This is a genomic window from Metabacillus halosaccharovorans, from assembly GCF_002019635.1.
Lineage (GTDB): Bacteria > Bacillota > Bacilli > Bacillales > Bacillaceae > Metabacillus > Metabacillus halosaccharovorans.
Map to the genome: position 1 here is coordinate 231899 of NZ_KV917373.1, position 25748 is coordinate 257646.

At 37.0% G+C, this 25748-nt stretch carries 23 protein-coding genes; 19 read left to right on the top strand and 4 right to left on the bottom strand.

Annotated elements, in window-relative coordinates:
• The first annotated feature begins 114 nt into the window (after positions 1 to 114).
• From hemE to BK577_RS25545, 8 genes are all read left to right on the top strand, one after another.
• On the top strand, positions 115 to 1167 hold the full coding sequence (hemE, locus tag BK577_RS25510) for a uroporphyrinogen decarboxylase (protein WP_078435619.1): 1053 nt from the start codon (positions 115 to 117) through the stop codon (positions 1165 to 1167).
• Between the two features lie 34 nt (positions 1168 to 1201).
• Positions 1202 to 2131, top strand: a complete 930-nt coding sequence (gene hemH / locus BK577_RS25515; RefSeq protein ID WP_078435620.1) for a ferrochelatase — start codon at positions 1202 to 1204, stop codon at positions 2129 to 2131.
• A gap of 101 nt (positions 2132 to 2232) precedes the next feature.
• Positions 2233 to 3702, top strand: a complete 1470-nt coding sequence (locus tag BK577_RS25520) for an amidase family protein (RefSeq protein ID WP_078435621.1) — start codon at positions 2233 to 2235, stop codon at positions 3700 to 3702.
• A 147-nt stretch (positions 3703 to 3849) separates the two neighbouring features.
• Positions 3850 to 4455 carry a hypothetical protein gene (locus BK577_RS25525; RefSeq protein ID WP_078435622.1) on the top strand — a complete coding sequence of 202 codons (606 nt, stop codon included), beginning with the start codon at positions 3850 to 3852 and terminating at the stop codon, positions 4453 to 4455.
• 97 nt (positions 4456 to 4552) lie between these two features.
• The gene (locus BK577_RS25530; RefSeq protein WP_078435623.1) at positions 4553 to 5128 is read left to right on the top strand and encodes a TetR/AcrR family transcriptional regulator; all 576 of its coding nucleotides are present in this window, start codon (positions 4553 to 4555) and stop codon (positions 5126 to 5128) included.
• A gap of 112 nt (positions 5129 to 5240) precedes the next feature.
• A complete protein-coding gene (locus BK577_RS25535; RefSeq protein WP_078435624.1) occupies positions 5241 to 7469 on the top strand; it encodes a YhgE/Pip domain-containing protein in 2229 nt (742 codons plus the stop codon).
• 169 nt (positions 7470 to 7638) lie between these two features.
• Positions 7639 to 9930 (top strand): ammonium transporter, encoded by a 2292-nt coding sequence (gene amt, locus BK577_RS25540; protein WP_078435625.1) that lies wholly within the window; start codon positions 7639 to 7641, stop codon positions 9928 to 9930.
• 179 nt (positions 9931 to 10109) lie between these two features.
• On the top strand, positions 10110 to 11129 hold the full coding sequence (locus tag BK577_RS25545) for a LacI family DNA-binding transcriptional regulator (protein WP_078435626.1): 1020 nt from the start codon (positions 10110 to 10112) through the stop codon (positions 11127 to 11129).
• Between the two features lie 119 nt (positions 11130 to 11248).
• Here the strand turns inward: BK577_RS25545 and yhfH are convergent, their stop codons facing one another.
• Entirely contained in the window at positions 11249 to 11383 is a 135-nt protein-coding gene (yhfH, locus tag BK577_RS25550) for a protein YhfH (RefSeq protein WP_078435627.1), read from the bottom strand.
• Between the two features lie 220 nt (positions 11384 to 11603).
• Between yhfH and BK577_RS25555 the strand changes: the two genes are divergently transcribed.
• The 5 genes from BK577_RS25555 (at position 11604) to BK577_RS25575 (ending at position 17140) form a co-directional block, all read left to right on the top strand.
• Positions 11604 to 12344 (top strand): MBL fold metallo-hydrolase, encoded by a 741-nt coding sequence (locus tag BK577_RS25555; RefSeq protein ID WP_078435628.1) that lies wholly within the window; start codon positions 11604 to 11606, stop codon positions 12342 to 12344.
• Positions 12345 to 12562: 218 nt separating this feature from the next.
• Positions 12563 to 14119, top strand: a complete 1557-nt coding sequence (locus tag BK577_RS25560) for a fatty acid--CoA ligase family protein (RefSeq protein ID WP_078435629.1) — start codon at positions 12563 to 12565, stop codon at positions 14117 to 14119.
• 230 nt (positions 14120 to 14349) lie between these two features.
• Positions 14350 to 15363, top strand: a complete 1014-nt coding sequence (locus tag BK577_RS25565) for an ABC transporter substrate-binding protein (protein WP_078435630.1) — start codon at positions 14350 to 14352, stop codon at positions 15361 to 15363.
• A 12-nt stretch (positions 15364 to 15375) separates the two neighbouring features.
• Complete coding sequence (locus BK577_RS25570; RefSeq protein WP_078435631.1) at positions 15376 to 16371, top strand: ABC transporter permease; 996 nt, start codon at positions 15376 to 15378, stop codon at positions 16369 to 16371.
• The gene (locus BK577_RS25575) at positions 16346 to 17140 is read left to right on the top strand and encodes an ABC transporter ATP-binding protein (RefSeq protein WP_026560288.1); all 795 of its coding nucleotides are present in this window, start codon (positions 16346 to 16348) and stop codon (positions 17138 to 17140) included. The genes BK577_RS25570 and BK577_RS25575 overlap by 26 nt, the downstream gene beginning before the upstream one ends.
• A gap of 36 nt (positions 17141 to 17176) precedes the next feature.
• On the opposite strand, the gene nagB is transcribed toward BK577_RS25575, so the two are convergent.
• Positions 17177 to 17923: a glucosamine-6-phosphate deaminase gene (gene nagB / locus BK577_RS25580; RefSeq protein ID WP_078435632.1), complete on the bottom strand. Its 747-nt coding sequence runs from the start codon at positions 17921 to 17923 to the stop codon at positions 17177 to 17179.
• Positions 17910 to 19118 (bottom strand): N-acetylglucosamine-6-phosphate deacetylase, encoded by a 1209-nt coding sequence (gene nagA / locus BK577_RS25585; protein ID WP_078435633.1) that lies wholly within the window; start codon positions 19116 to 19118, stop codon positions 17910 to 17912. The genes nagB and nagA overlap by 14 nt, the downstream gene beginning before the upstream one ends.
• 278 nt (positions 19119 to 19396) lie before the next feature.
• On the opposite strand from nagA, the gene nagE reads away from it, so the two are divergent.
• Both nagE and BK577_RS25595 read left to right on the top strand, forming a co-directional pair.
• The gene (nagE, locus tag BK577_RS25590; protein WP_078435634.1) at positions 19397 to 20848 is read left to right on the top strand and encodes an N-acetylglucosamine-specific PTS transporter subunit IIBC; all 1452 of its coding nucleotides are present in this window, start codon (positions 19397 to 19399) and stop codon (positions 20846 to 20848) included.
• Positions 20849 to 20945: 97 nt separating this feature from the next.
• Complete coding sequence (locus BK577_RS25595; protein WP_078435635.1) at positions 20946 to 21671, top strand: GntR family transcriptional regulator; 726 nt, start codon at positions 20946 to 20948, stop codon at positions 21669 to 21671.
• A gap of 77 nt (positions 21672 to 21748) precedes the next feature.
• Here the strand turns inward: BK577_RS25595 and BK577_RS25600 are convergent, their stop codons facing one another.
• Positions 21749 to 22489, bottom strand: a complete 741-nt coding sequence (locus BK577_RS25600) for an SIS domain-containing protein (RefSeq protein WP_078435636.1) — start codon at positions 22487 to 22489, stop codon at positions 21749 to 21751.
• Positions 22490 to 22615: 126 nt separating this feature from the next.
• Between BK577_RS25600 and BK577_RS25605 the strand changes: the two genes are divergently transcribed.
• From BK577_RS25605 to BK577_RS25620, 4 genes are all read left to right on the top strand, one after another.
• Positions 22616 to 23167, top strand: a complete 552-nt coding sequence (locus BK577_RS25605) for a helix-turn-helix domain-containing protein (protein WP_078435637.1) — start codon at positions 22616 to 22618, stop codon at positions 23165 to 23167.
• A gap of 24 nt (positions 23168 to 23191) precedes the next feature.
• A complete protein-coding gene (locus BK577_RS25610; RefSeq protein ID WP_078435638.1) occupies positions 23192 to 23920 on the top strand; it encodes an AzlC family ABC transporter permease in 729 nt (242 codons plus the stop codon).
• Positions 23913 to 24221 carry an AzlD domain-containing protein gene (locus BK577_RS25615; protein WP_026560280.1) on the top strand — a complete coding sequence of 103 codons (309 nt, stop codon included), beginning with the start codon at positions 23913 to 23915 and terminating at the stop codon, positions 24219 to 24221. The genes BK577_RS25610 and BK577_RS25615 overlap by 8 nt, the downstream gene beginning before the upstream one ends.
• A gap of 107 nt (positions 24222 to 24328) precedes the next feature.
• Positions 24329 to 25588 (top strand): M48 family metallopeptidase, encoded by a 1260-nt coding sequence (locus BK577_RS25620; protein ID WP_078435639.1) that lies wholly within the window; start codon positions 24329 to 24331, stop codon positions 25586 to 25588.
• The last annotated feature ends 160 nt before the right edge of the window (positions 25589 to 25748 follow it).

The window sequence follows — 25748 nt, forward strand, 5'->3', positions numbered from 1 at the left end:
AACCGTTATAGTTGAAAGTGCAGAGAGAATAATATAGAATAAGTATTACTTTATAATTAATATAATTTAATAATTAGGGATTGACCCTTGTACATAGAAAGGTGGATTTTTAGAATGGCTGAAAAGAAAATCAATGATACGTTTCTTAAGGCGTGTCGTGGAGAAAAGACAGATTATGTTCCAGTTTGGTATATGAGACAAGCAGGCAGGTCACAGCCTGAATATCGGGCTATTAAAGAAAAATACAGCTTATTTGAGATTACACATCAACCAGAACTTTGTGCGTATGTGACAAGGCTGCCTGTTGAACAGTATGATGTGGATGCTGCCATTCTTTATAAAGATATTATGACACCACTTCCGGCAATTGGTGTAAATGTTGAGATTAAATCAGGAATTGGTCCGGTTATTGATGATCCGATTCGCTCTATTCAAGATGTTGAGAAACTGGGAGAGATTGATCCGGAAAGTGATGTTCCTTATGTATTAGATACAATAAAGTTACTAACCGAAGAGCAGCTCGAAGTTCCTCTTATCGGTTTTACCGGAGCTCCTTTTACTCTTGCCAGTTATATGATTGAAGGCGGTCCTTCAAGAAACTATAACAAGACAAAAGCGTTTATGTATTCTGAGCCGCATGCATGGTTTGCTTTAATGGATAAACTTGCTGAAATGAGTATTACATATGTAAAAGCTCAAATTCGTGCTGGTGCAAAGGCTATCCAGGTTTTTGATTCGTGGGTAGGTGCATTAAATGTGGCAGATTATCGTGTGTATATAAAGCCGACGATGGAGAGAATTTTTAGTGAACTAAAAGGGGAAAATGTACCACTTATTATGTTCGGTGTAGGAGCAAGTCATCTAGCCAACGAATGGCATGACCTCCCGCTTGATGTTGTTGGATTGGATTGGAGACTTCCAATACAAGAGGCTCGTTCAATGGGACTTACAAAATCATTGCAAGGAAATCTTGACCCGGCAATCTTACTATCTCCTTGGGAAGTAATTGAAGAAAGAGCAAAGGAAATATTAGACCAAGGGATGAAGCAGGATGGATATATATTTAATCTTGGACATGGTGTTTTCCCGCAAGTAAACCCGGAATCATTAAAACAATTAACATCATTTGTTCATGATTACACAAAGAAAGCAAAAGTAGGTCAATAACCCTTTAAATAATAGAATCATGAGGTGAAATCAAGTGAGTAAGAAAAAAATGGGATTACTAGTAATGGCATATGGTACGCCTTATAAAGAGGAGGATATCGAGCGCTATTACACTCATATTAGGCATGGACGTAAACCGGCGCCCGAAATGCTTCAGGACTTAAAAGATCGCTATGAAGCTATTGGTGGTATTTCACCACTAGCTAAAATTACGTTAGAACAAGCAGAGAAGCTTGAACAGCATTTAAATGATATTCAAGATGAAATTGAATTTAAGATGTATCTTGGTTTAAAGCATATTGAGCCATTTGTCGAGGATGCTGTCAAACAAATGCATGAAGATGGGATTAAAGAAGCGGTAAGTATCGTATTAGCTCCTCATTTCTCTACCTTCAGTGTTAAGTCTTATAATGGACGGGCAAAGGAAGAAGCAGAAAAGCTTGGAGGCTTAACGATCACATCTGTTGAAAGCTGGTACACAGAGCCGAAATTTATTTCTTATTGGGCAGATCAACTAAAAAAAACATACAGCAGTATGACACAAGAAGAAAAAGACTCATCAGTATTAGTTGTTTCTGCGCATAGCTTACCAGAAAAGATAATTGCAAACGGAGATCCATATCCACAGCAATTACAGGAAACAGCTGATTTAATTGCGGAAGCAGCTGGAGTTAAAAAGTATGTGACAGGATGGCAAAGTGCCGGTAACACACCTGAGCCATGGTTAGGACCGGATGTTCAAGATTTAACAAGAGATTTATATAATGAAGGCTATAAAACATTTGTTTATGTGCCGGTCGGTTTTGTAGCAGATCATTTAGAAGTACTGTACGATAATGATTATGAATGTAAGGTAATCACGGATGAATTAGGAGCAAGCTACTATCGTCCTGAAATGCCAAATGCAAAACCTGAGTTCATTGACTGCCTGGCAACAGTTGTATTAAAACATGTAAATAAATAAGAAACAGAGGCAGTGAAACAAAGTGTTTTGCTGCTTTTTTTGTAAGTTGGGGATGTAACAAGTAAAATGGGAATATGAGTGACAAGGAAGGGGTAACAAGCATGATAAATGAGCAACTTGACAAGTTGAAAAATGAATGGCTGGCAGAGGTAACAGTTGATGAAATCCAAGAAAAACTTGATCGTTATGAGATTACATCCAGAGAATTAGTCCTCATGTATTTATCAAGAATAGCTGACATCGACCAATCCGGGCCTAAAATAAATTCCATTATAGAAGTTAATCCGGATGCATTACATATTGCTGCTGCCCTTGATTATGAACGAAAAACAAAGGGGTCTCGCGGACCGTTACACGGTATACCAATTCTAATTAAAGATAATATTGATACAGCAGATAAAATGCATACAAGTGCAGGGTCTTTAGTGTTAGCAAATTCATATGCAAAGGAAGATGCCACTTTAGTAAAGCAGCTGAGAGAAGCTGGAGCCATTATTTTAGGTAAGACGAATCTAACAGAATGGGCGAACTTCATAGCACAAGACATGCCGTCAGGCTACAGTTCAAGAGGTGGTCAAGTCTTGAATCCGTATGGTGCTTCATTTATAGTTGGAGGTTCCAGCTCGGGTTCCGGAGCAGCCATTGCAGCAAATTTAGCTGTTGCAGCAGTTGGAACTGAAACCTCAGGCTCTATATTAAGTCCTGCCAGTCAAAATTCACTTGTTGGGATTAAGCCAACAGTCGGACTCATAAGTCGAAAAGGAATTATCCCAATTTCTCATACACAAGATACGGCAGGTCCGATGGCGAGAACAGTAAAAGATGCCACCATCTTACTAAATAGTTTAAGGGGGATAGATCCTTTAGATGCTGCAACACAAAGCAATGAGTTAGTTCATCACGATTTCACACATCATCTAAAAAAAGATGGACTATCTGGAAAAAAAATTGGAATTGCACGCAACACTTATTTTGATGAACTAAGTGAGTCACAACTTGCTGTGATGAACCAAAGTATTAAGAAATTAGAAGAGCTAGGTGCTATTGTTATTGATTCAATTGATATCCCTTCAACAAATGAAAACTGGGATATAAATGTGATGCTTTATGAATTTAAAACCGACCTTCAAGCCTATTTAAAAACAATCGACTCAAGTGTTGGAGTCCGTACGTTAACTGATCTGATACAAGCGAATGAACAATTAGGTGAAAAAGCGTTAAAGTATGGACAAAAGGTTTTTCTTGATGCCGATTTGACAAGTGGTAATCTAACCTCCCCCGAATACCTTGAGAGTTTAGAAAAAGATGATTATTTATCAAAAACAAAAGGGATAGATGCTGCTATGAAAGAGCATGAATTAGATGCGCTTGTCTTTCCAAACGCTAATGGTGAAATGATTCCGGCAAAAGCGGGCTACCCATCGATTACTGTGCCTGCTGGGTATACGAATGAAGGAGAACCTGTTGGAATTACTTTTACAGCGAAGGCTTATATGGAACCGACCTTAATAGAAATTGCTTATTCGTATGAACAAGGAACAAAACATCGGGTAGCTCCGTTTAAACAATAAAACTGATCACAAAAGCTGATCAGTTTTTTATATGTATGGGAATGTAAAATATTACATATTCTATGAAACCTATTACAATCTTGTTCCGTATAATATATAAAGAAGAATTCATTTATTGAATTTAATATAGAGGGGGAAGAGAATCAAATGATTGATATACTTTATATTGTGATTTTTATTATGGGTATTGGATATTTAATTCAATATCGATTAAATATTAAAAAAGCTGCAGAAATGTCTCATGATGCTCTTTTTCCGAAACGGCAAACAGATTTTCAACATATTTTGATCCCAACCGAATGGAAAGAGATGGAACCATTATCAAAGAATACAAAAACATATCAATATGTAAAGTGGGGAACTTTTTTTGCGTTGGTATTACTATTCATTCTTCTAATTATGGTTCTTGCAACAGACTGGTTAAAGTCATCCTTCATTAGCTCTGCCTATCTATTTTTTATTCTTATCAGTGCGGTAAAACATAAAAGTTGTTTCTATGTTTTAGCAGATGGAATCATTTTAGATGGCAGGTACTATTCTACTCAACAAATTCAATCCTATAAAACAGAAAAAATCATTCGCTGGCACGAGCTATATGGATATAGCACAAGAGTTGACAACGGATACAAACTTTCGGTAAAAGTAAAAGGTACACTAATTTTCACAACAAAATATGTTGTGATAGAGAATCAGGAACAAGTAAACAAAATCCAAAGTCTTTTTGATGAACAAGGTATTGCAAAAGTTGCCTGATTTTTCGCCTTGTAAAAAAGAGAAAGGCATGTTATATTACATAAATAACAACTGACCGATTTGTTCATTTGGTCAATATTCTTCAGGAGTGAAACCTATGAGCGTCGATCGTAAGAAGCAAATATTAGAAGCTGCTACAAAATCTTTTGCGCAATTTGGTTATAAAGGTACGACAATGGATCTTGTGTCAAAATTGGCGAATGTTGGAAAAGGCACCATTTATACTTTCTATAAAAATAAAGAGGATTTATTTTCAGAAATCATTGATCATCTATTGCTTGATATGAAAATAGTCGCAGATGAAGCCTTTGATTCACAACGTCCGTTTGTAGACAGTGTGCATCAAGCATTATATAGTATTCTGGAATTCCGGAAAACTCACCATCTAACAATTAAGATCTTTCAGGAAAGCCAAGAAATGGGAACACCGACAGTGAATGAAGGTGTGCAAAAAGTCGAAGAAATGGTGTTGCAATATATAAAGCAAAAAATTATTGATGCCATTGATCGTAACGAGCTAAAACAATGTGACCCGGAATTGACTGCTTTTATCATTCTTAAATTATATATTTCACTCATTTTTGATTGGGAAAAGCACCATGAACCATTAGAAAAAGGGAAAATTGCCGAGATCTTTGAAGGTTACTTATTAAAGGGATTGTCTATAAGATAATCCTCTTATTTAGGTAAAAAATGACCGAATGGATAGAATAGTCATTAAGTATCATAATATTACAACGACATGTCAATCTTTTGAGAGTTTGTCACATAGGAGGGAATAGAGCATGTCATTATTGAAAGAAGAATGGAAGTCATTATTTAAAAATAAAAAAGTGCTTATTGCTGTTATTGGGGTTATGTTTATTCCTTTAATGTATAGTGGTGGTTACCTAAGTGCTTTTTGGGATCCGTACGGAAACCTCGACCAGCTTCCGGTTGCTGTTGTTAATCAGGACACTGGTACAACATTTGAAGAAGAAAAGCTTGATGTTGGCGGTGAACTTATAGACAACTTAAAAGAAAACAATAAGTTTGATTGGCAGTTTGTTGGTAGTGAGGAAGCGGAAAAAGGGCTTCAGAGCCACGATTACTATATGGTCATCGAGATACCTGAAGATTTTTCGGAAAATGCAACTACTTTACTAGATGATAAACCAAAGCAACTTGGACTAACGTTTACAACAAATAAAGGCTATAACTTTATCTCAGGCCAAATTGGAGATAGTGCAATAGAGAAAATAAAAGAAGAAGTGGCAAATTCTTTAACGAAAACATATGCAGAAAACTTATTTGACAGTATGGAATTAATGGCCGAGGGAATAAGTGATGCAAGTGATGGAGCCGCAAAAATAGATGACGGTGTATCAGATCTTCAAGAAGGATCTCAGTCCTTAGATGAAAATCTTCATGAACTAGTGTCAAAATCAATTATATTTAAAGAAAGTCTTAATGAAGCTTCAGCTGGTTCAACTCAATTGTCGGATGGACTATCTACTTTAAATAGTGGGCTTTCGGCTATGCAACAAGGACAGAGCGAACTTTATGACGGTGCTGTTCAAACCGAAGATGGAACAGAAAATTTGGTGCAAGGCCTAGATAAGTCGCTAAATGGAATGGATGAACTTCAGGCAGCTTTACCACAACTAACTGAAGGGACAAATCAATTAAATGAAAGTGCCCCGCAATTAGTTGCAGGGTCGAAACAGCTTGCTGAAGGAAATGTTGCAGCAAGTGAAGGTGCTGACTCTTTATCGCAAAATATTTCAGCACTAACTGAAACAGTAAATCAGTTGGCCGCAACGTTAGAAACGGTCCCATTAGAAGGAGAACAACAAAAACAACTACTTGCTCTTGTAGAAGCACTAAATCATATAGATGATGGCGGGAAGCAACTAGCGACAAATCTACATCAGCTTTCAGATGGAGCAAATAGCTTATATGCAAATGTTGAGCAACTACCTGAGAATACGAGTAAGCTTCATGAAGGAACTGCATCAGTGGAAAATGCTGTGCAACAGTTAACATCAGGGCAGGAAGAACTTTATAATGGAGCTGTTCAAATAAATGACGCTCAATCACAAGTAAGCCAAGGATTAAAAACATTCGGCGAAAAAATCGGAGAAGTGAAAACCGGTGTAGAGCAATTAGAGAATGGCGGAGAAGTACTAGATAACGGAATTCATGAATTAGCAAGCGGTTCTGTTGCGTTGGAGGATGGAACAAGTAAACTTGCAGATGGGGCAACTACATTAAATAATGGGGTATCGGAACTTTCTGAAGGGACAAATGAACTTTCGAGCAAGTTAAGTGATGCAACGGCAGACACAAATGATGCAAAAGGTTCTGATGATCAATATGAAATGGTGGCAGATCCAGTTCATCTTGAAACAAAAGAGCTTAATAAAGTTTCTAATTACGGAACAGGTCTTGCACCTTACTTTTTATCATTAGCATTATTTGTTGGTTCCTTACTTGTTACAGTTGTTTTTCCATTGCGCGAAACAACAGGAATACCGAAGTCAGGAATCTCGTTATTTGCTAGTAAATTTAGTGTGCTGTGTATTGTGGCCATTGTCCAATCAATTCTTGCAGATGTTGTCCTATTGTATGGATTAGGACTTGAAGTTAAGAGTGTTGGTTACTTTATGCTGTTTAGTATTATAACAAGCTTAACGTTTATGGCAATTGTGCAGTTTTTAGTGACAACAATGGATAATCCGGGAAGATTTATTGCCATTATTGTGTTAATACTTCAATTAACAACAAGTGCAGGTACTTTCCCAATTGAGTTGCTTCCTGAGATTTTTCAAAAAATCAACCATTGGTTACCAATGACATATTCTGTAGAGGGATTTAGATCCATTATTTCGATTGGAGACTTTGGAACCATGTGGAATCAAGTGTATAAACTTGCCGGGATGATGTTGGTCATGATCATTGGAACGATTCTTTACTTTTCGAGAAAAGTGAAAAAAGATCGTAGTATCCATGAAAATAGATCTATAAATGCTTAAGGTAAGAGCTGATCCAAATAGGATCAGCTCTTTTTTTGAGATGTTGTTAGTTCTTATGACATGTAAAATCGAAAGAATATCAACTTTTTTCAGAAAATTCCCCCTTTTTACCTATAATGTTATAAAATATATCATTATACGTCATAGTTTATAACTTAGGAGGTAAAGTATGGATACGATACAACTTAATGTAAATGTGTTATGGATGGTTATCGCAACTTTTTTAGTCTTTTTTATGCAAGCTGGCTTCACTTTATTAGAAGCAGGATTGGTCCGGGCAAAAAACTCAATTAATGTGGCAATGAAGAATGTGATTGATTTACTAATTACAACAGTCGTGTTTTCCTTAATTGGTTTTGCTTTTATGTTTGGATCATCGTCTAACGGATGGATCGGCTTGGATGGTTTCTTATTTCAAGGACTTGAGGAAGATCCAACTAATTGGGCGTTTTTATTATTTCAAATTGTCTTTGCAGGAACCGCTGCAACCATTGTATCCGGAGCTATTGCTGAACGAGTTAAGTTTAGTGCATATATTATCGGCACAATTATGATTAGTGCAATTATTTATCCGATTTTTGGACATTGGGCTTGGGGCAGCTTATGGAATGGCGAGAGCCAAGGGTGGTTGGAAGCTTTAGGTTTTATGGATTTTGCCGGATCAACGGTCGTTCATTCGATCGGAGGCTGGGTTGCTCTGGCTGCTGCCATTATTGTGGGTCCTCGTATTGGAAAGTATTCATCAGATGGAAAAAGCCGTAAATTTGCAATGTCTAATGCTGTCTTAGCTGTAACAGGGGTGTTTATTTTATGGCTTGGATGGTTTGGTTTTAATGCAGGATCAACAGGAGTGGCAGATATTCACATTGCATTAATTTCATTGAATACACATTTTGGAGCAGTAAGTGGCGGATTAACAGCAATGATAGTAAGCTGGTTCCTTGATAAGAGACCACAGGTAGAGGATATCTTAAATGGAATATTAGGAGGACTTGTTGCGGTAACAGCTGGAGCTAATGTGTTAACACCTGAAACAGCTTTGCTTATCGGAGCAATTGGTGGAACGATTGTTGTTTTTTCTTTAAGAATCATTGAATCAGTATTTAAAGTGGATGATGCAGTTGGAGCAATTGCAGTTCATGGAGTCTGTGGTGCATGGGGGACAATTGGACTTGCCCTTTTTGCTCCTGTAGAAAATCTTGTGCTTCAATCGAGATTTGAGCAGCTAGGTGTCCAGGCTTTAGGTGCAGGAATGGCATTTGTTTGGGCATTCGGAATGGGGCTATTAATCTATGGAATAATGAAATTCACAATGAATATTAGAGTAGAGAAGCATGAGGAGGAAGCAGGGCTAAATGTAAGTGAACATGGTGCATCCATTTCGGTTTTAGATACAATTGTCGCGATGAATGAAATTGCAGCGGCAAAAGGAGATCTGACAAAAAAGATCAAGTATGAGCCTGGAGAAGATATGGCTGAGCTGAATAAAGCGTTTAACACAGTGCTTTCCACATTAAATGATCTTGTACACAAGGTAAAAACACAAACATCACATGTTCTTGATACAACAGTGAATGTATTGTCATTAAGTGAAGATTCGAAGAAAAGTGCATCACAGCAAATGACAGAAATTGAAGAAACATATACGTATGTATCAAAATCAGAAAAGTGGCTTGAACAGGAGATTGAAGTGGAAAACCAAGTGATTGCAGAAATACAACAGGCTTTTTCTTCAATAGAGCAAATAGGACATCAATTGGGCTGGATTCAAAAAGAAATGACAGACATATCAAGCTTTGTTCGAGATGTTGGTGAATTAAATAATGATGTTAATCATAAACTGACCGTTTTTCATGATAATGTATCCAAAATTACCAATTATGCAAAAGAAAGTGAACAAATGGTTAACTTGATTACAGAGGTTTCCGAACAAATAAATTTACTGTCGCTTAATGCCAGTATTGAAGCTGCAAGAGCCGGGGAATCGGGTAGAGGCTTTACAGTTGTTGCAAATGAGATTAAAAAGCTTGCAAATAAATCCAAAGACTCAACAGCAGATATTAAGGACATGATTCATCGTACAGCACAAGAAACGACAGCAGGGTTCTCGGAGGTGATCGAATTATCTCGAAAAATTGAGTTATTAAGCGACCAATTAGTAAAAATGCCGAAAAGATTTCATACGATTGATGATAAGGTCAATCAGGTTAATCAATTTATGAATGATTTTCTCATTACGTTGGAACGTGTAAATCGTGATACGGTCACGATTCAAGGTAGACGATATGAGCAGCAGGATAGTTTTAAAGAAATGACAGGCCGAATGGAGAAGGTCTTCCAAAATATGAAAACTAATCTTGATCTAACTCTTGATATGGTAGAGAAAATTAACATGATGAAACAACAAAATGAGCAATTGCATAGGTCTGTTAAACAATTCGTAACTTCAGATATAGGATAAAAAATAGTAGGAGCAGTTTTCTATAAATTGCTCCTATTAAAACTTGAACCCGTAGGTAAAATAAACACTTTTTGTAAAAAAAGATTGAATTATAGATGATATTTTCATATAATCATATTTGAAAACGTTTCCAAGGTCAAGCAAGGTGGGCAACATAGAGCCTGTGGGGAGGGAGTAATTTGTCTACCATTGAAGATGTCGCGAAGCTGGCAGGATTATCAAGGACAACTGTGTCCAGAGTATTAAATGATCACCCATATGTTTCAGATGAAAAAAAGGAGCTTGTGCAGAAGGCAATGGAACAATTGGGGTATGTTCCTAATTCTGCTGCAAGAAGCTTAAGAAATCAAAAGACAGGAATTATTGCTGTATTAATACCGAAAATATCCACACCTTTTTTCAGTCAATTAATTGAGTTGCTGGAAATGAAAGCTTCATCAAAAGGATATCAATTGATTATTTGTCAAACGCAATTCTCAAAACAAAAAGAATGCCGGTACTTGAATCTATTAAAAACCAAACAAGTCGATGGTGTCATTATGACAGCTGTTGAAAATGATTGGTCTGTGATTGATTCATATTTAAATTACGGTCCCATTGTTCTTTGTAATGAGAAAATAGAGAATGCAAATATTCCAATGGTGTATGTCAATCAAGCGCAAAGCGGCTATCTGGTAGCAAAGCACTTGATTGAAAGGGGACATACACATATAGCTTATTGTTCAAACGGGGTAAAAAGCGAAGGAATGAGAGCTAGAATAAAGGGGTTTCAATCTGCTTTACAAGAAGTAAATATACATTCTTATGAAAAGTTTTATTTTGATAAAGTTTCATCAGTTGAAGACGGTAAGCAGGTTTTTCGAAAATTAGCTTGTATGAAGGTATCACCGACAGCTGTTTTTGCTGGAGGAGATGCGGTTGCAGCTGGCATTATTTCAGAGGCACAAAAGGCAGGTTGGAGAATACCGGAGGATTTAGCTGTAGTCGGCTATGATAATATGGAGATTACCAAACTCGTAGATCCAATGATTACGACAGTCATACAGCCGGTTGATGCTATGGCTGAAAAATCAATAGATGTTATGTGTGAAAAAATACATAGAAAGCAATTCCGTACTTTTGAGAATCACGAATTCATTTCTAAGCTGGCATATCGGGGTTCATCTACAAATAGAGATCATTTAGTCGCGACATCATAAAAATAAGAAGGTTGGCCAATAGGCCAACCTTCTTATTTTTATTGATATATTTATGCTCTTGTAATATATCAATATTGTATTTTACTACCTGTTATCTAACAGTATAGGCGTAAAAAAGATTAAAGATCTGTTACGTGTAAGCACTCATTACAAGTATTTCCATAACACTCATGCTGTTCTTCAATTTCTCCTCCACACTCTTTACACTGTTTTTTTGGTAAATTTCTGAAAAATTCTGTTATTTTCATCATCATTTGGATCCCCTCCGTTTGATTTGTTACACATATTGTATTATAACAGTTTAGGATGTGTCAACAACTGTTTTGTAACAATTATCGGGAGTATATGTGGAATATAAAGTAAAAGCTAATTTCACAAAATTAGGTGTTGGCCAATTTTTTTCACGAATGTTAAAAAGGTTCCACAGAGGTTATAATGGTCATGGTGAGAAATTGAGAAAGGGTTGAGTGACTTATGAAAGTAACGGTGATAGGGTATTGGGGCGGCTTTCCAAACGCAGGAGGTGCAACCTCAGGTTATTTATTCGAATCAAACGGTTTTCGGTTATTGATTGATTGTGGCAGTGCGGTTTTGTCAAAATTACAACAAACCATTTCAATCGATCAACTGGATGCAGTTGTTTTATCACATTATCATCATGATCATGTAGCAGACATAGGACCCTTACAATATGGCTGTTATGTTACAGGATTGATTCATAATCGAAAAAAAACATTGCCTATTTATGGGCATGATTTAGATCAGGCAGCTTTTCGAAAACTGACATATAAAAATGCAACGATTGGTGTTGTATATAAGGAAACAGAGGTGTTGGAAATTGGACCATTTTCCATTACGTTTTTAAGAACCACTCATCCGGCGCCATGTTTTGCTATGAAAATCACTGATCACGTATCAACTGTCATATATACTGCCGATACAAGTTATCAGGACAATTTCATCCCATTTTCGTCAAATGCCGATCTCCTCATTTCAGAGTGCAGCTTATACTCTCATCAAGATGGAAAAAGTGCAGGTCATATGAACAGCGCTGAAGTGGGACAGCTTGCACATAAAGCAAAGGTAAAGCAATTGCTGTTAACACATCTCCCTCATTTCGGTAATCATGCGGATTTAGTGGCACAGGCAAATGAGCAATATAAAGGAAAAATAAGTCTGGCAAGTACAGGATTTATTTGGAGTTCAGAGGATTAACGTGTAAAAGGTCCATCCTATTAATGAAATGAACCTTTTCTTAGAATATGGAATCAATCTCAGTCATTGTGAAATGTTCCTTCATTCAATATAATGGAAGTAGAATGTTTTTCTGGAGGTAAGTCACCATGACCAAAGGGGTTCTTTATACCAATAGAAAAAAGTTTCTATCAGATGAGTGAATGGCTATTCATTCATTTTTAAAAAGGGGTGGGAGAATGAATTTATCTTTACGGTTGTCTGAAACTGTCAAAGAACATGGATCAAAGCCGGCTTTTATTTTTGATGGAACAGAAACAACATATTTGCAACTTGAAGGAGCAATCAATCAATTTGCAAGCAGCTTAAAGGAGTTGGGAGTTAACAAAGGAGATCATGTCGCAATTGTATTAGGAAATTCTCCATACTTTGTCATTTCATTGTATGGTGCCTTACGTGCAGGTGCAACCGTTATTCCGGTTAACCCGATTTATACACCTGATGAAATTGCCTATATCTTGAACAATGGTGATGTAAAAGCAGCTGTTATATTGGATTTATTTTTGCCGTTGTTTGAGAAGATGGAAAGTATGCTTCCGGAGCTTGAACATATCATTACTTGTGATACACCGCCAACTTCAGACAAAAAAGAAATAGATATCACAAAGCTTTCGATTTACACAAAATTGAAAAGGTTTACAAAAATGCTTTCTACAGGCAGCACTCAATTTGAAGGTCCCGAACTTGATGAAGAAGATGTTGCTGTTATTTTATATACATCCGGAACAACCGGCAAACCAAAAGGTGCGATGCTAACACATAAAAACCTATATAGTAATGCCTTGGATACAGCTAATTATTTAAAAATGAACAAAGAAGATGTGATTGTAACGGTTCTACCGATGTTTCATGTTTTTTGCCTGACTGTTGCGTTAAATGCACCACTTATGAACGGGGCAACTTTGCTCATAGTTCCTAGGTTTAGTCCTGACACTATTTTTAATCTCGTTAAGACGTATCAAGCAACTGTTTTTGCCGGAGTTCCTACCATGTATAACTTTTTACTTCAATATGATAAAGCTCAACCGGAAGACTTAAAATCATTACGTATGTGTGTTTCGGGCGGTGCTTCAATGCCTGTTGCTTTATTAAAAGGATTTGAACAAAAGTTTAAAGTGATTTTATCAGAAGGATATGGTCTTTCAGAAGCTTCACCGGTTACATGCTTCAACCCTCTTGATCGTCCACGAAAACCAGGCTCAATTGGGACAAATATTATGAATGTAGAAAATAAAGTTGTTAATGAATTAGGCGAAGAATTACCACCTAATCAAGTAGGGGAATTAATTGTTAAAGGCCCTAATGTTATGAAGGGATATTATAAAATGCCTGAAGAAACAGCCTTTACTCTAAAGAATGGCTGGCTATATACAGGTGATCTTGCCAGAAGAGATGAAGAAGGTTATTTTTATATTGTTGATCGAAAAAAAGATATGGTCATTGTTGGCGGTTATAACGTATACCCGCGCGAGGTTGAAGAGGTATTATATAATCACGAAGAAGTTGTCGAGGTTGCAGTATTAGGAGTTCCTGATCCAAACTTTGGTGAAGCAGTAAAATGCTTTGTTGTTGTGAAAAATAAAACAGTAACAGCAGAAGAGCTTATGGAATACTGCCAACAACATTTAGCTAAGTATAAAATACCTAGTTCAATCGAGTTTTTAGAAGAACTTCCTAAAAATACAACCGGGAAAATTTTAAGAAGAGCACTGAAAGTTCAAATTTTACAAAAATAGTATTTTAAAAGAATGTAATCATACCTTACAATGTTTGCAGGAAAACACAGTTATCTTTGAGGTAGCTGTGTTTTTTGTTGATATGATAGGTTTTTTGCTAGATTGTATAGAAAAAAATAAGCAAAGTTTTCAAAATATATTGAACTATTTGATTTCTCCTGTATAATTTAATCAATGAAAGCATAAAAGCATAAAAGAGATTTAAAGGGACTAAAGGGGGATTATATAGTATGAAAAAAGGTTGGAAAATTGGTACAGGAATGATGTTAGCTAGCTTTTTAGCACTAGCTGGCTGTGGAAGCAGTGAAAATTCATCTGGTAGCACAGGTGAAGGAAGCTCTGATTCTGGCAGCTCAGAAAAAACATATACAATAGGTGTAAACCAAATTGTCGAGCATCCATCATTAGATTCAGCACTGGAAGGCTTTCAAGCTGCATTAAAAGAAAAAGGTCTGGAAGTTGAATATGACGTACAAATTGCTCAGGGAGACCAAAATAACAGTCAAACTATCGCGACTAATTTTGCAGGGGACAATGTTGATTTAATTTTTGCCAACTCAACACCAAGTGCACAAAGTGCATTGAATGCAACACAAGATATACCGATTGTGTTTACATCTGTTACAGACCCGGTCGGCGGAGGACTGGTGAAAAGCTTTGAAGAGCCTGGTGCAAATATAACAGGAACAACAGATACTCACCCTGATGCGATTCCAAATACAGTGAAGTTTATTGCAGATAATGTTGAAGGAACAAAGGTAGGAATGATTTATAACTCAGGAGAGCAAAACTCTGTTGCACAAATTGATTTAGTTAAGAAAGCAATGGAAGGGACAGACTTAGAAGTCGTTGAAGCATCTGTTTCTACCTCTGCAGAAGTAAAGCAGGCAACAGAATCATTAGTAGGAAAAGTCGATTCTTTATACGTGATTACGGATAATACGGTTGTTTCAGCGTTAGAAAGTGTTATTGGTGTTGCTAGTGATAATGATATCCCGCTATTTGTTGGTGAATTGGATTCTGTAAAACGCGGCGGCTTTGCAGCTTATGGATTCGATTACTATGATATCGGCTTTGAAGCAGGAGAAATGGCAGCAAGCATTTTAACTGGTGAGAAGGAAGTAAGTGAAGTTCCTGTCCAGTATCCGCAAAATCTAAAACTTCAAATCAATGCGAAAGCAGCTGAAGATATGGGAATTGAAATAAAAGAAGAATGGAAAGAAGAAGCAGAAATTCTTGAATAAAGGTGAGGAATTATGTTTACAGCCCTATTTGGATCAGTAGAGTCAGGCTTAATTTATGCGATAATGGCTCTTGGAGTATACCTATCATTTCGAATACTAGATTTTCCGGATTTAACAGTAGACGGCAGCTTTGTCACAGGCGCAGCTGTGAGTGCAGTGTTAATTGTCAATGGTGTGAATCCTTTCTTAGCCACATTAGTCGCATTACTAGTAGGCTTTTTGGCTGGCTGTATCACAGGGGTTTTGCATACGAAAGGAAACATTAACCCGCTTCTATCCGGTATCTTAATGATGATTGCCTTGTATTCTATTAACCTTCGAATTATGGGCAAATCAAATGTCCCGCTATTACAAGAGGAAACAGTTTTTACTCAATTACTTGATTGGTGGAACAAGCTTGGAATAGACACTGGTCTAGAGCAGCTCTTTATTTCAATTGGTTTGGAAGGCTATGTACCGAAAACTTGGTCGGTTGTGATCACAATGCTGATTATTATTCTAGTCATTAAATTTGCATTGGACTATTTCCTGAAAACAGAGCTTGGACTTGCGATTAGAGCTGTTGGTGATAACCAAAATATGATCACAAGCTTTTCAGCAAATACGGATATGTTAAAGATTGTTGGATTAGGTCTTTCGAATGCACTTGTTGCATTTTCCGGTGCCTTTATTGCCCAGTACAATGGATTTAGTGATGTAGGTATGGGGATTGGAATGATCATCATCGGTTTAGCCTCAGTTATTATCGGGGAGGCATTAGTCGGAACAAAAACGATCGTTCGTGCTACGATTGCGGTCATTATTGGGGCGATTATCTATCGCCTAATTGTTGCGATGGCCCTTCGAGTTAACTTCTTTGAAACAGGTGATATGAAGCTTATTACAGCATGTATTGTTATTGGGGCCCTTGTTATCCCGCAAATGGTTGATAAGCAAAAGGATAAACGGAAAAAAAGCTTACGCAGAAAGCGGGGTAATGATATTGCTTCAACTAGAGCAAATATTTAAAGTGTTTAATGAAGGTTCATTAGATGAAAAAATAGCCCTCGACCATCTATCATTATCCTTAAATGAAGGGGATTTCGTTACAGTTATCGGCAGTAACGGAGCCGGAAAATCAACACTTCTAAATGTGATTGCCGGACGAATAACTCCTGATGATGGTGATGTACGCATAAAGAATCAATCAATGCTTGATGTCAGGGAGTTTAAAAGGTCACGATATATCGGACGGGTGTTCCAGGACCCTATGGCTGGAACATCTCCAACACTGACAATTGAAGAAAACTTAGCGATCGCTTATTCGCGTGTTCACAAGAGAACATTAAGACCAGGTGTAACAGCAAAAAGACGAGTGTTCTTCAAAGAACAGTTAGAGATGCTGGGATTAGGCCTTGAAAACCGTTTATCCGCTAAAGTTGGTTTATTATCCGGAGGAGAGCGCCAAGCTTTATCGCTATTAATGGCTACTTTTACAAAGCCTGATATCCTTTTACTCGACGAACACACAGCTGCCCTTGATCCATCACGTGCAGAGCTGATTACTAACTTAACAAAAAAGCTTGTTGAAAAAGGGAATTTAACAACGTTAATGATTACACATAATATGCAACAGGCTGTTGATCTTGGAAATCGTTTAATCATGATGGATAAAGGAAACATTGTGTTCCAGGCAGAAGGAGAACAAAAGCAAGGCTTAACGGTGAACTCTTTACTCGAGGAATTTTCAAAAATAAAATCAGATAGCTCTTTATCAGATAAGGCGCTATTAATTTAAAAGGTACATGCTCCAAAAGTGGGGCATGTACCTTTTTTACATAGCCTTAGTCGTTTTTTTAACGCCTCTTAATGCTTCTTCATCAGCAATCACAATAGTATTCGGATGGTTATTTAGGATGGATGCAGGGAACAATTCTGTCACTTCTCCATTTAAAAGCTCAACCATTGCCTGTTGTTTTGCTTTACCTGAAGCTAAAAGAATAATTTCCTTGCTTTGAAAAATCGTATGAATTCCCATTGTAATGGCTTGTTTTGGGACATCTTCTAGTCGATCAAAAAATCGGGCATTTGCTTCTCGGGTGGAATCAGCTAAATCAACAACATGTGTTTTTGATTGAAAGGAGGTTCCAGGCTCATTAAAGCCTATATGTCCGTTTGCACCTATTCCTAATAACTGAAGGTCTATTCCCCCGGCATTCTTAATCATATTTTCATATGCTTCACATTCTGCTTCCGTGTTTTCATTTGTCCCTGACGGAATATGCGTTTGCTCTACTGAAATACCAATATGTTTAAAAAGATTTTCATTCATATAGTGGAAATAGCTGTTTGGATCATCTTTTTTAAGGCCGATGTATTCGTCTAAGTTAAATGTTTTTATGTGAGTGTAGGAAGTTTTATTTTGCGAATAGTCTTTAATTAATTCCTGATAGACTCCCTTTGGTGTTCCGCCTGTAGCAAGGCCTATATTTAGCTGAGAGCTGTTTTTAATCTTTTTTAACATATATTCCGCAGCTTTTTTACTCATTTCCTCATAATCTTTCACTTCAATGATTTTCAAGGTTGTCATCTCCTCTTGCAAAAGCGATTTTTCCTTTACAAATTGTCATATATACATCCTTGTTTTCATCAAGGATGACGAGGTCAGCATCTTTTCCGTTCGCTATACTACCTTTACGATCAAAAACATTTAGTTGCTTAGCTGGATTTTCACAAGCCATTTTAATCGCGCTCTCCATACTGCAACCAGTAAATGTTTGGATATTTTTAAAGGCATCAATCATTTTAAGTACACTGCCAGCCAAAGTATTTTCATCGAGCAGTGCCTTCCCGTTTGTAACGGTAACCATCTGACCGCCCAAGTCATAACTACCATCTTCAAGCCATTTTGCTCTCATTGCATCAGTAATTAACATCATTCTTTCATCTGTAATCTGTTTATAAGCAACTTTTACGATTTCAGGAGAAACATGTATCCCATCTGCAATAATTTCTACCATTAGCTCATCCCTTAGGAAAGCTGACCCTACAATTCCCGGATCACGGTGGTGAAGGCCTGTCATTTGATTAAATAAATGTGTTACATGTGTAAGACCGTGATCAATGGCTTCTAAAACTTGAGAATAAGATGCTTCAGAATGGGCAATTGAAGAAATAATATTTTTATTCTTTAGATAGTCTAAAAGCTCACTTCCTCCTGGGAGTTCTGGAGCAAGAGTAACTACCTTAATATGATGATTGGATAATGATTCAAGTTGTTTAAATAATTGAGTGTCTGGATCAGCTATATGCTGAACAGGCTGGGCGCCAGCTTTACCTTTATGAATAAACGGACCTTCCAAGTGAATCCCTAACACTTCGGCATTACCTTCAGATTGAAAGGAGTTGATATATTCTCCGGCATTTACTAACGATTTTTTTATCTCGTTTATATCCTCTGTTATCGTCGTTGCCAAGAAACTAGTTGTTCCTTCTTTTGGAAGGGTGGAAGCCATTATATCAAGAGCTTCTCTTGTCGCATCCATCGTATCAGCACCATTCACACCATGAATATGAAGGTCGATCATACCAGGGATAATACTATAGCCTTCTGGTAAGGTAATCAGTTGATAATCTTTTGAAGATAGAGGTTCAGTAGATTTGCTTATCTTTGTTATTTTCCCATCATCAATTTGAACAAAACCGGATTGTAACGTTTGCTCTTCGGTATAAATGGTTCCTTGCTTAATGATTAATTTGTCTGAAATGATTTCCATGTAAAAACCCCCTTTGAATAGTATTAGAGGAAAAGGTATAAATTATGAATATAGGATACCACCTCTTTATATAGTTGTCTATACCAGTTAAAAACCATGTATGTTAATCTTACAAAGAATATGACAAATATAATTGTTTGTTATATAAAATTGGTATAGACATCTATACTCAACGATGTTACTATATGCTTATGAAACGCTTTCACGTTTGTGAGAGTGCTATAAAGCAAAATGGTCTAATTTTATTCCGTTATATAAATGGATAGGGGGAAGTCAACATGATGAAATACTTACAAAACATTGGACGGTCATTGATGTTACCAGTAGCCGTTCTGCCAGCTGCAGCGATATTAATGGGGATTGGTTATTGGATTGATCCGGCTGGATGGGGCGCAGGAAACCCTGTAGCTGCATTCTTAATTAAAGCTGGTTCCTCAATTATCGACAATATGTCTATTCTTTTTGCAGTAGGTGTGGCATTGGGAATGTCCAAAAACAGAGATGGATCTGCTGCACTAAGTGGTTTAGTAGCTTTCCTTGTTATTACAACATTACTTTCGACTGATACGGTTGCGATGTTACAGGGAATTGATGCAGAATCAGTGAATCCGGCTTTTGGAAAAATCGAGAATCAGTTCGTTGGAATTCTATCAGGGATTGTTGCTTCTATAATGTACAACCGGTTTAGCGAAGTTCAGCTGCCAGCAGCGTTAGCTTTCTTTAGTGGAAAACGATTAGTCCCAATAATGTCAGCTGTATCTATGCTGGTTGTGTCATTGGTTCTCTTTTTCGCATGGCCTGTTATTTTTACAGGATTAGTTTCTTTTGGAACAGCTATCAGTAAATTGGAGTTTATTGGAGCAGGATTATATGGATTCTTTAATCGTTTGTTAATACCAACAGGTTTACATCACGCATTAAACTCGGTATTTTGGTTTGATGTAGCGGGAATTAATGATATTGGAAATTTCTGGGCTGGAACTGGTACAAAAGGAGTTACAGGTATGTATCAGGCTGGATTCTTCCCGATTATGATGTTTGGTTTACCGGCAGCAGCCCTAGCTATGTATCATACAGCAAAAACAAAGCGTAAAAAACAAGCTGCATCACTAATGTTAGCGGCAGGTTTTGCTTCATTCTTTACTGGTGTAACAGAACCTCTTGAATTTTCATTTATGTTTTTAGCACCTGCACTTTATGTTGTTCACGCAGCCTTAACAGGGATATCCTTAGCAATTGCTTCATTTTTCCATTGGACGGCTGGATTTGGTTTTAGTGCAGGATTAGTCGACTTTGTCCTAAGCTCAAGATTACCGTTAGCAAATCAACCATATATGCTTTTATTACAAGGGTTAGCATTTGCTGTTATCTACTATGTATTGTTTAGATTTTTAATCACCAAGTTTAACTTGGCTACACCAGGTAGAGAAGCTGAAACAGAAGAATCGAATCATGAGACTGAAGAAGGAACCGTTACTTCAGAAAATAAATTTGCAAGGATGGCAAACGTCATTTATGAAGGACTTGGCGGAGATGAGAATGTTACATCTGTAGATAACTGTGTTACGCGATTAAGAATTGAAGTAAAAGACATGGATGCTGTTGATCAAAACAAAATTAAATCAGCCGGTATTCCGGGTATCAACATAGTTGGACCACAAAGCATCCAGGTCATTGTAGGAACACAAGTACAATTTGTGGCAGATGAAATGGCTAAGATAAGGAAATAAATAAAAAGGAAAACTACCTGTTATGTTCAGGTAGTTTTCTATTTTATTTGTAAATATACTATAATGAAGAAGAGTGAAATTGAAAGGGGATCTTTATGTGGTAGACAAAAATTCTCCTCTTCCATTGTATTATCAGTTAGAAGAGCAAATAAAAAAAACAATAGAAACCGAAGAGTTGCAACCAGGTGATGCTTTGCCATCAGAAAGAGAGCTTTCAGAAAGCTATCAGATAAGTCGTATGACTGTACGTCAAGCCATAACAAACCTTGTAAACAAGGGATATCTTTTTCGGGAAAAAGGGAAAGGAACCTTTGTTTCCAGTCAAAAATTTGAACAAAATCTACAAGGTCTTACAAGTTTTACCGAAGATATGAAAGCCCGCAATTTAGTTCCGGGAAGTAAGTTACTGCATTTTGAAATATACCCGGCAGACAAAGATATAAGGGCAACACTTTCTCTCAAAGATGAAGAGCTTATTTATAAAATAAAGCGTCTTCGCCTAGCAAATAATGAACCGATCGCTGTAGAGACCAGTTATCTTCCTGTAAGTCTGGTTCCTGGTTTAACACCAGATATATTGGCGAGCTCTCTATATACTTATATTGAAAATGAGTTGGAATTAACGATCGGACATGCATCCCAAACAGTCGAGGCTGCCATTGTTGATGCTGAAGATCAACAGCATTTACACATAAATAAAGGTGTTCCGGTCCTGCTCATACAACGGGAAACATTTTTGGAAAATGGCACTCCCCTTGAGCTTGTAAGATCCTCCTATCGTGCAGACAGGTATAAATTTAAAATTGATATCGAGAGAAAATAAAAATGAGCCCAACCTTTTATACTGAGGTAGGGCTCATTTTCTATCTTAAATTGGAATTCACGATAAGTCGATTTTAACTAATCAAACTTAAGCAACGGAATTCGATCGCTATACTGCTCAATCAATCGTTGATTATGCTCATCTGCCCCATCGATATTACCACTTAAAAAAACAGGTGCATGGAATCCATTGTTTACCATCATTTTTATTGCTTCAGCAAAGATCGCATTTAGCATTGTTGCTCCAATAATTGTTGAAGTTGGACCGAATGGAGTTGAGGAATGTTCAAATGTAAGAGCAGCATCTCCTTTTGTCGTATGATTATTAAGGGCTAAATCAACAACTTGAGATAGGAATTTACCACTTGTATGTCTTGATGCTTTTCCGTCTACATAATAAAAGGAGCTTATTCCTACCACATATGCCCCCAGATTTTTAGCGTGTATGGCCACATCAATTGGGACTGGATTCAATCCGGAGGTTGAAATGACGATAATCAAATCTTGAGGCTGGATATCTTGGTTATAGATAAACTTTTCGGCATAATCGTTTTGCCTTTCAAGATAAGAAGATTTTACTGCCCCTTTATGAAGCATTAATTCCTCAATAAAGACCGGTTTAACAGGAGCTAAGCCACCTGCGCGATAAAACATTTCCTCTGTTAACATGTGAGAGTGACCACATCCAAAAAGATGGATAATCCCATTTGCTTGAATGGTAGTTGCGATTTTCTCTGCTGCAACTAGCATCGATTTTTTTTCCTGTTCTAGCACATGTTGAAGCTTTTCCTGGATTTTTTCAAAATAATGTATGAGCATTTTCTTCACCCTCAATAGATTAGCATAGTTCCAATTTACTTCATTAAGAAGGAAAAGAAAAGTGTTGTATGTAATAAAATACGAATGTATACTATATTATACGATGGCAATATATGGGGGAATATGATGAATTCAATTCAAACTCAAATCGCAGAGAATTTAAAACAAATACGCAAGCTTAGGGGATATAGCTATGATCAGTTGGCAAGTTTGACTGGTGTTAGCAAAGGAATGCTTTCGCAAATTGAAAAAGGGGAATCAAGTCCAACCGTTAATACGCTATGGAAGATAGCGAATGGACTTCAGGTTTCATTTTCATCACTTGTTGAGGAGAATAAACCCGCTGTCTCTGTTATAAGGTTACATGAAAAAAGTGCGGTCATGGAGAACGGGGAACAGTTTCAAGTATACCCTTATTTTCCATTTGATTCTTCTAAAAAATTTGAAATCTACTTTATTGAAATGAAACCGGGATGTATTCACACTTCAGACCGTCATCATGGAAGTGTTGAAGAATATGTACTTGTATGTGAAGGGGAAGCCAAAGTCTCAATAACGGAAGAGTCTTATCTATTAAAAAAAGGTGATTCGATGAAATTTCAAGCAGCCCACTCACATACGTATGCCAATGAAACAAATCAAATAACAAGCTTTTATTTATTAATTTATTATTCTTAATTTGCAGCAATAGGAGGTATTTGTGTGTCATCGACAACCACTTTAGTAAAAAAACAGTCCAGTTTTCTTCAGGGATTACAAGGTGGAATCAGTATTGCAATCGGGTATTTACCTGTTGCCTTAACCTTTGGGCTGCTTTCAAAATCAACCGGCTTGTCTTTATCTGAGACAGTCCTTATGAGTTTAATTGTTTTTGCCGGTGCTTCCCAATATATGGCTTTAAGCTTACTCACAGTAGGTACCGGGATTATTGAAATTATTTTCACTACCTTTATTGTGAATATTCGTCATTTTTTAATGTCTGCTTCTCTTAGCGAAAAAGTAGAAAACGATTCTCTATGGAAAAAAGCACTCTACTCTTTTGGGCTAACAGATGAGACATTTACTGTTGCATCAACTAAAGAAGGTACAGTAAATGCAGGCTACCTGTTTGGGTTAATGTTGATTTCGTATGCTAGCTGGGTGATAAATTCAGGAATTGGCTACGTAATCGGTGCAAGCCTTCCAGCAACAGTTCAGGAGAGTATGGGGATAGCTCTATATGCGATGTTTATAGGATTACTAATTCCATCTCTTAAAAAACATCGTAAGGTTATGTTTTTAGCGGTTACGGCTGCTATCTTAAATTCTATTTTTTATGCGTCGCAAATGATTTCAACAGGCTGGTCTATTGTATTATCAACTCTACTTTCAGCGATCCTTGTTGAACTATTTTATTTGAAGTATACAAGCGAGGTGGAGACAGATGGATAGTATGATCATCGTAATGATTATTGGAATGGGACTTGTCACATATATACCCCGAATGATTCCACTTGTCGCTTTAAGTCAGTTAAAAATGCCTGTTTTTGTGCAAAATGTGTTAAAAAATGTGCCATACGCAACTTTAGGTGCATTAGTCGTTCCAGGTATCTTTTTAATTAGCGATGACCTGATATTTGGAATTGTTGGCGCTGTTGCTGCTACTCTCATTGCTTTTACTGGAGCAAATGTTATTGTTGTTGTGATGGGATCCATCGGTACGTTGGTTTTATATAGTATGTTTTTTTCTTAAGTCATGATGAACGTTTGTTAATATCGGGTCCATCCCTTTTCATGTTCTAACTCAATGTTCATAGTACTACACTAATAGTAACAGCTTGTTCAAGGGGGAAAGGCCAGATGAGGAAATGGGTAACAACATCAATTTTTCTCTACTTTTTATATGGTTTAGTTGTTTACTGGTATTTGTTTATCTTTTCCGGTACAGGTGTACCAGCTCCGTATGAGGGAACATCGGCAGATCCTGCAACATTTATGTCCGGTAGAGAATTACTATTAACTCAGGAATACTCCACAATTCGAAATTTCCTATATTTCGTTACTATTCCTTTTGAGTGGTTTCTTCTGTTCATTTTTATGATTACCGGGCTCTCAAGGAAAATGCAGGATTGGTCGAGTGCATCATCCAACATATTTACTATACAATCTGCAATTTATTTCTTTTGGTTATCGTTATTTGTCAGTGTTATTTCGTTACCTGTTAATTGGATTGGATTTCGGATATCTAAAATGTACCACATCACCACTCAATCCTTTTCTACGTGGATGAAGGATCAGTTAATTGATTTTTGGGTTAATTATCTGTTAATGACAGTCATTATTATTGTTCTTTATTCGTTAATAAAACGTTTTGAGAAAAGATGGTGGTTGTATGCTTGGTTATTGTCCATTCCTTTTTCCATGTTTTTAATGTTTATTCAACCGGTTGTTATTGACCCGCTTTACAACGATTTTTATCCGTTGAAGGACAAAGTGCTTGAAGAAAAAATTCTGGAAATTGCTGAAAAAGCAGATATTCCTGCAGAGCATGTGTATGAGGTGAACATGTCTGAAAAGACAAATGCACTCAATGCCTACGTAACAGGGATAGGTTCCAATTCTCGAATTGTCCTATGGGATACAACGTTAAATCGCTTGAATGAGGATGAAATTCTGTTTATTATGGCTCATGAAATGGGTCATTACGTGATGAAGCATATCTATGTCGGAATAGCGGGCTACCTATTACTTAGCCTAGCGGGTTTATACATCATTCATGTCCTTATGAGTATTATTATTGCCAGATATGGAGGGATGCTGAAAATCCGCTCGATGAGAGAGCTTGCTGCGTTTCCATTATTTCTTCTCCTTTTAGGGACACTAACCTTTGCATCAAGTCCTTTGTCAAATGTTGTTGCAAGGTATCAGGAGAAGTCAGCTGATATGTATGCAATTGAAATGACAAACAATCATGAAGCTGCAATCAGTTCATTCCAGGAATTGTCCAGAGCAGGATTAAGTGAAGTCAATCCACCGGCACTGGTGAAGATCTTTCGCTATACACATCCAACGATGCTGGAGAGAATTCTTTATCTAGAAGAACATGGTAATCGTAATTAAATAAATAATCTGTTTTATAACAATAAAAGGGTCTGTGTGAACTTACCTAGCTATATGAGACACATATAAAACACCCCCTTTTATTAGGCTGCCATAACTCCGAATTCTTTTGGGGTGAGGTAGCCTAATTTTTCTTGAATTCTTTCCTCATTATAGTGAT

Bases quoted from the DNA above. Each gene is read 5' to 3' on its own strand.
- hemE (WP_078435619.1), top strand. From the start codon at position 115: ATGGCTGAAAAGAAAATCAATGATACGTTTCTTAAGGCGTGTCGTGGA.
- yhfH (WP_078435627.1), bottom strand. From the start codon at position 11,383: ATGATGATGAAAATAACAGAATTTTTCAGAAATTTACCAAAAAAACAG.
- BK577_RS25615 (WP_026560280.1), top strand. From the start codon at position 23,913: ATGGATAGTATGATCATCGTAATGATTATTGGAATGGGACTTGTCACA.
- BK577_RS25535 (WP_078435624.1), top strand. From the start codon at position 5,241: ATGTCATTATTGAAAGAAGAATGGAAGTCATTATTTAAAAATAAAAAA.
- BK577_RS25555 (WP_078435628.1), top strand. From the start codon at position 11,604: ATGAAAGTAACGGTGATAGGGTATTGGGGCGGCTTTCCAAACGCAGGA.
- BK577_RS25600 (WP_078435636.1), bottom strand. From the start codon at position 22,489: ATGCTCATACATTATTTTGAAAAAATCCAGGAAAAGCTTCAACATGTG.
- BK577_RS25605 (WP_078435637.1), top strand. From the start codon at position 22,616: ATGAATTCAATTCAAACTCAAATCGCAGAGAATTTAAAACAAATACGC.
- BK577_RS25560 (WP_078435629.1), top strand. From the start codon at position 12,563: ATGAATTTATCTTTACGGTTGTCTGAAACTGTCAAAGAACATGGATCA.
- BK577_RS25530 (WP_078435623.1), top strand. From the start codon at position 4,553: ATGAGCGTCGATCGTAAGAAGCAAATATTAGAAGCTGCTACAAAATCT.
- nagA (WP_078435633.1), bottom strand. From the start codon at position 19,118: ATGGAAATCATTTCAGACAAATTAATCATTAAGCAAGGAACCATTTAT.
- BK577_RS25620 (WP_078435639.1), top strand. From the start codon at position 24,329: ATGAGGAAATGGGTAACAACATCAATTTTTCTCTACTTTTTATATGGT.
- BK577_RS25570 (WP_078435631.1), top strand. From the start codon at position 15,376: ATGTTTACAGCCCTATTTGGATCAGTAGAGTCAGGCTTAATTTATGCG.
- nagE (WP_078435634.1), top strand. From the start codon at position 19,397: ATGATGAAATACTTACAAAACATTGGACGGTCATTGATGTTACCAGTA.
- BK577_RS25520 (WP_078435621.1), top strand. From the start codon at position 2,233: ATGATAAATGAGCAACTTGACAAGTTGAAAAATGAATGGCTGGCAGAG.
- BK577_RS25565 (WP_078435630.1), top strand. From the start codon at position 14,350: ATGAAAAAAGGTTGGAAAATTGGTACAGGAATGATGTTAGCTAGCTTT.
- BK577_RS25525 (WP_078435622.1), top strand. From the start codon at position 3,850: ATGATTGATATACTTTATATTGTGATTTTTATTATGGGTATTGGATAT.
- amt (WP_078435625.1), top strand. From the start codon at position 7,639: ATGGATACGATACAACTTAATGTAAATGTGTTATGGATGGTTATCGCA.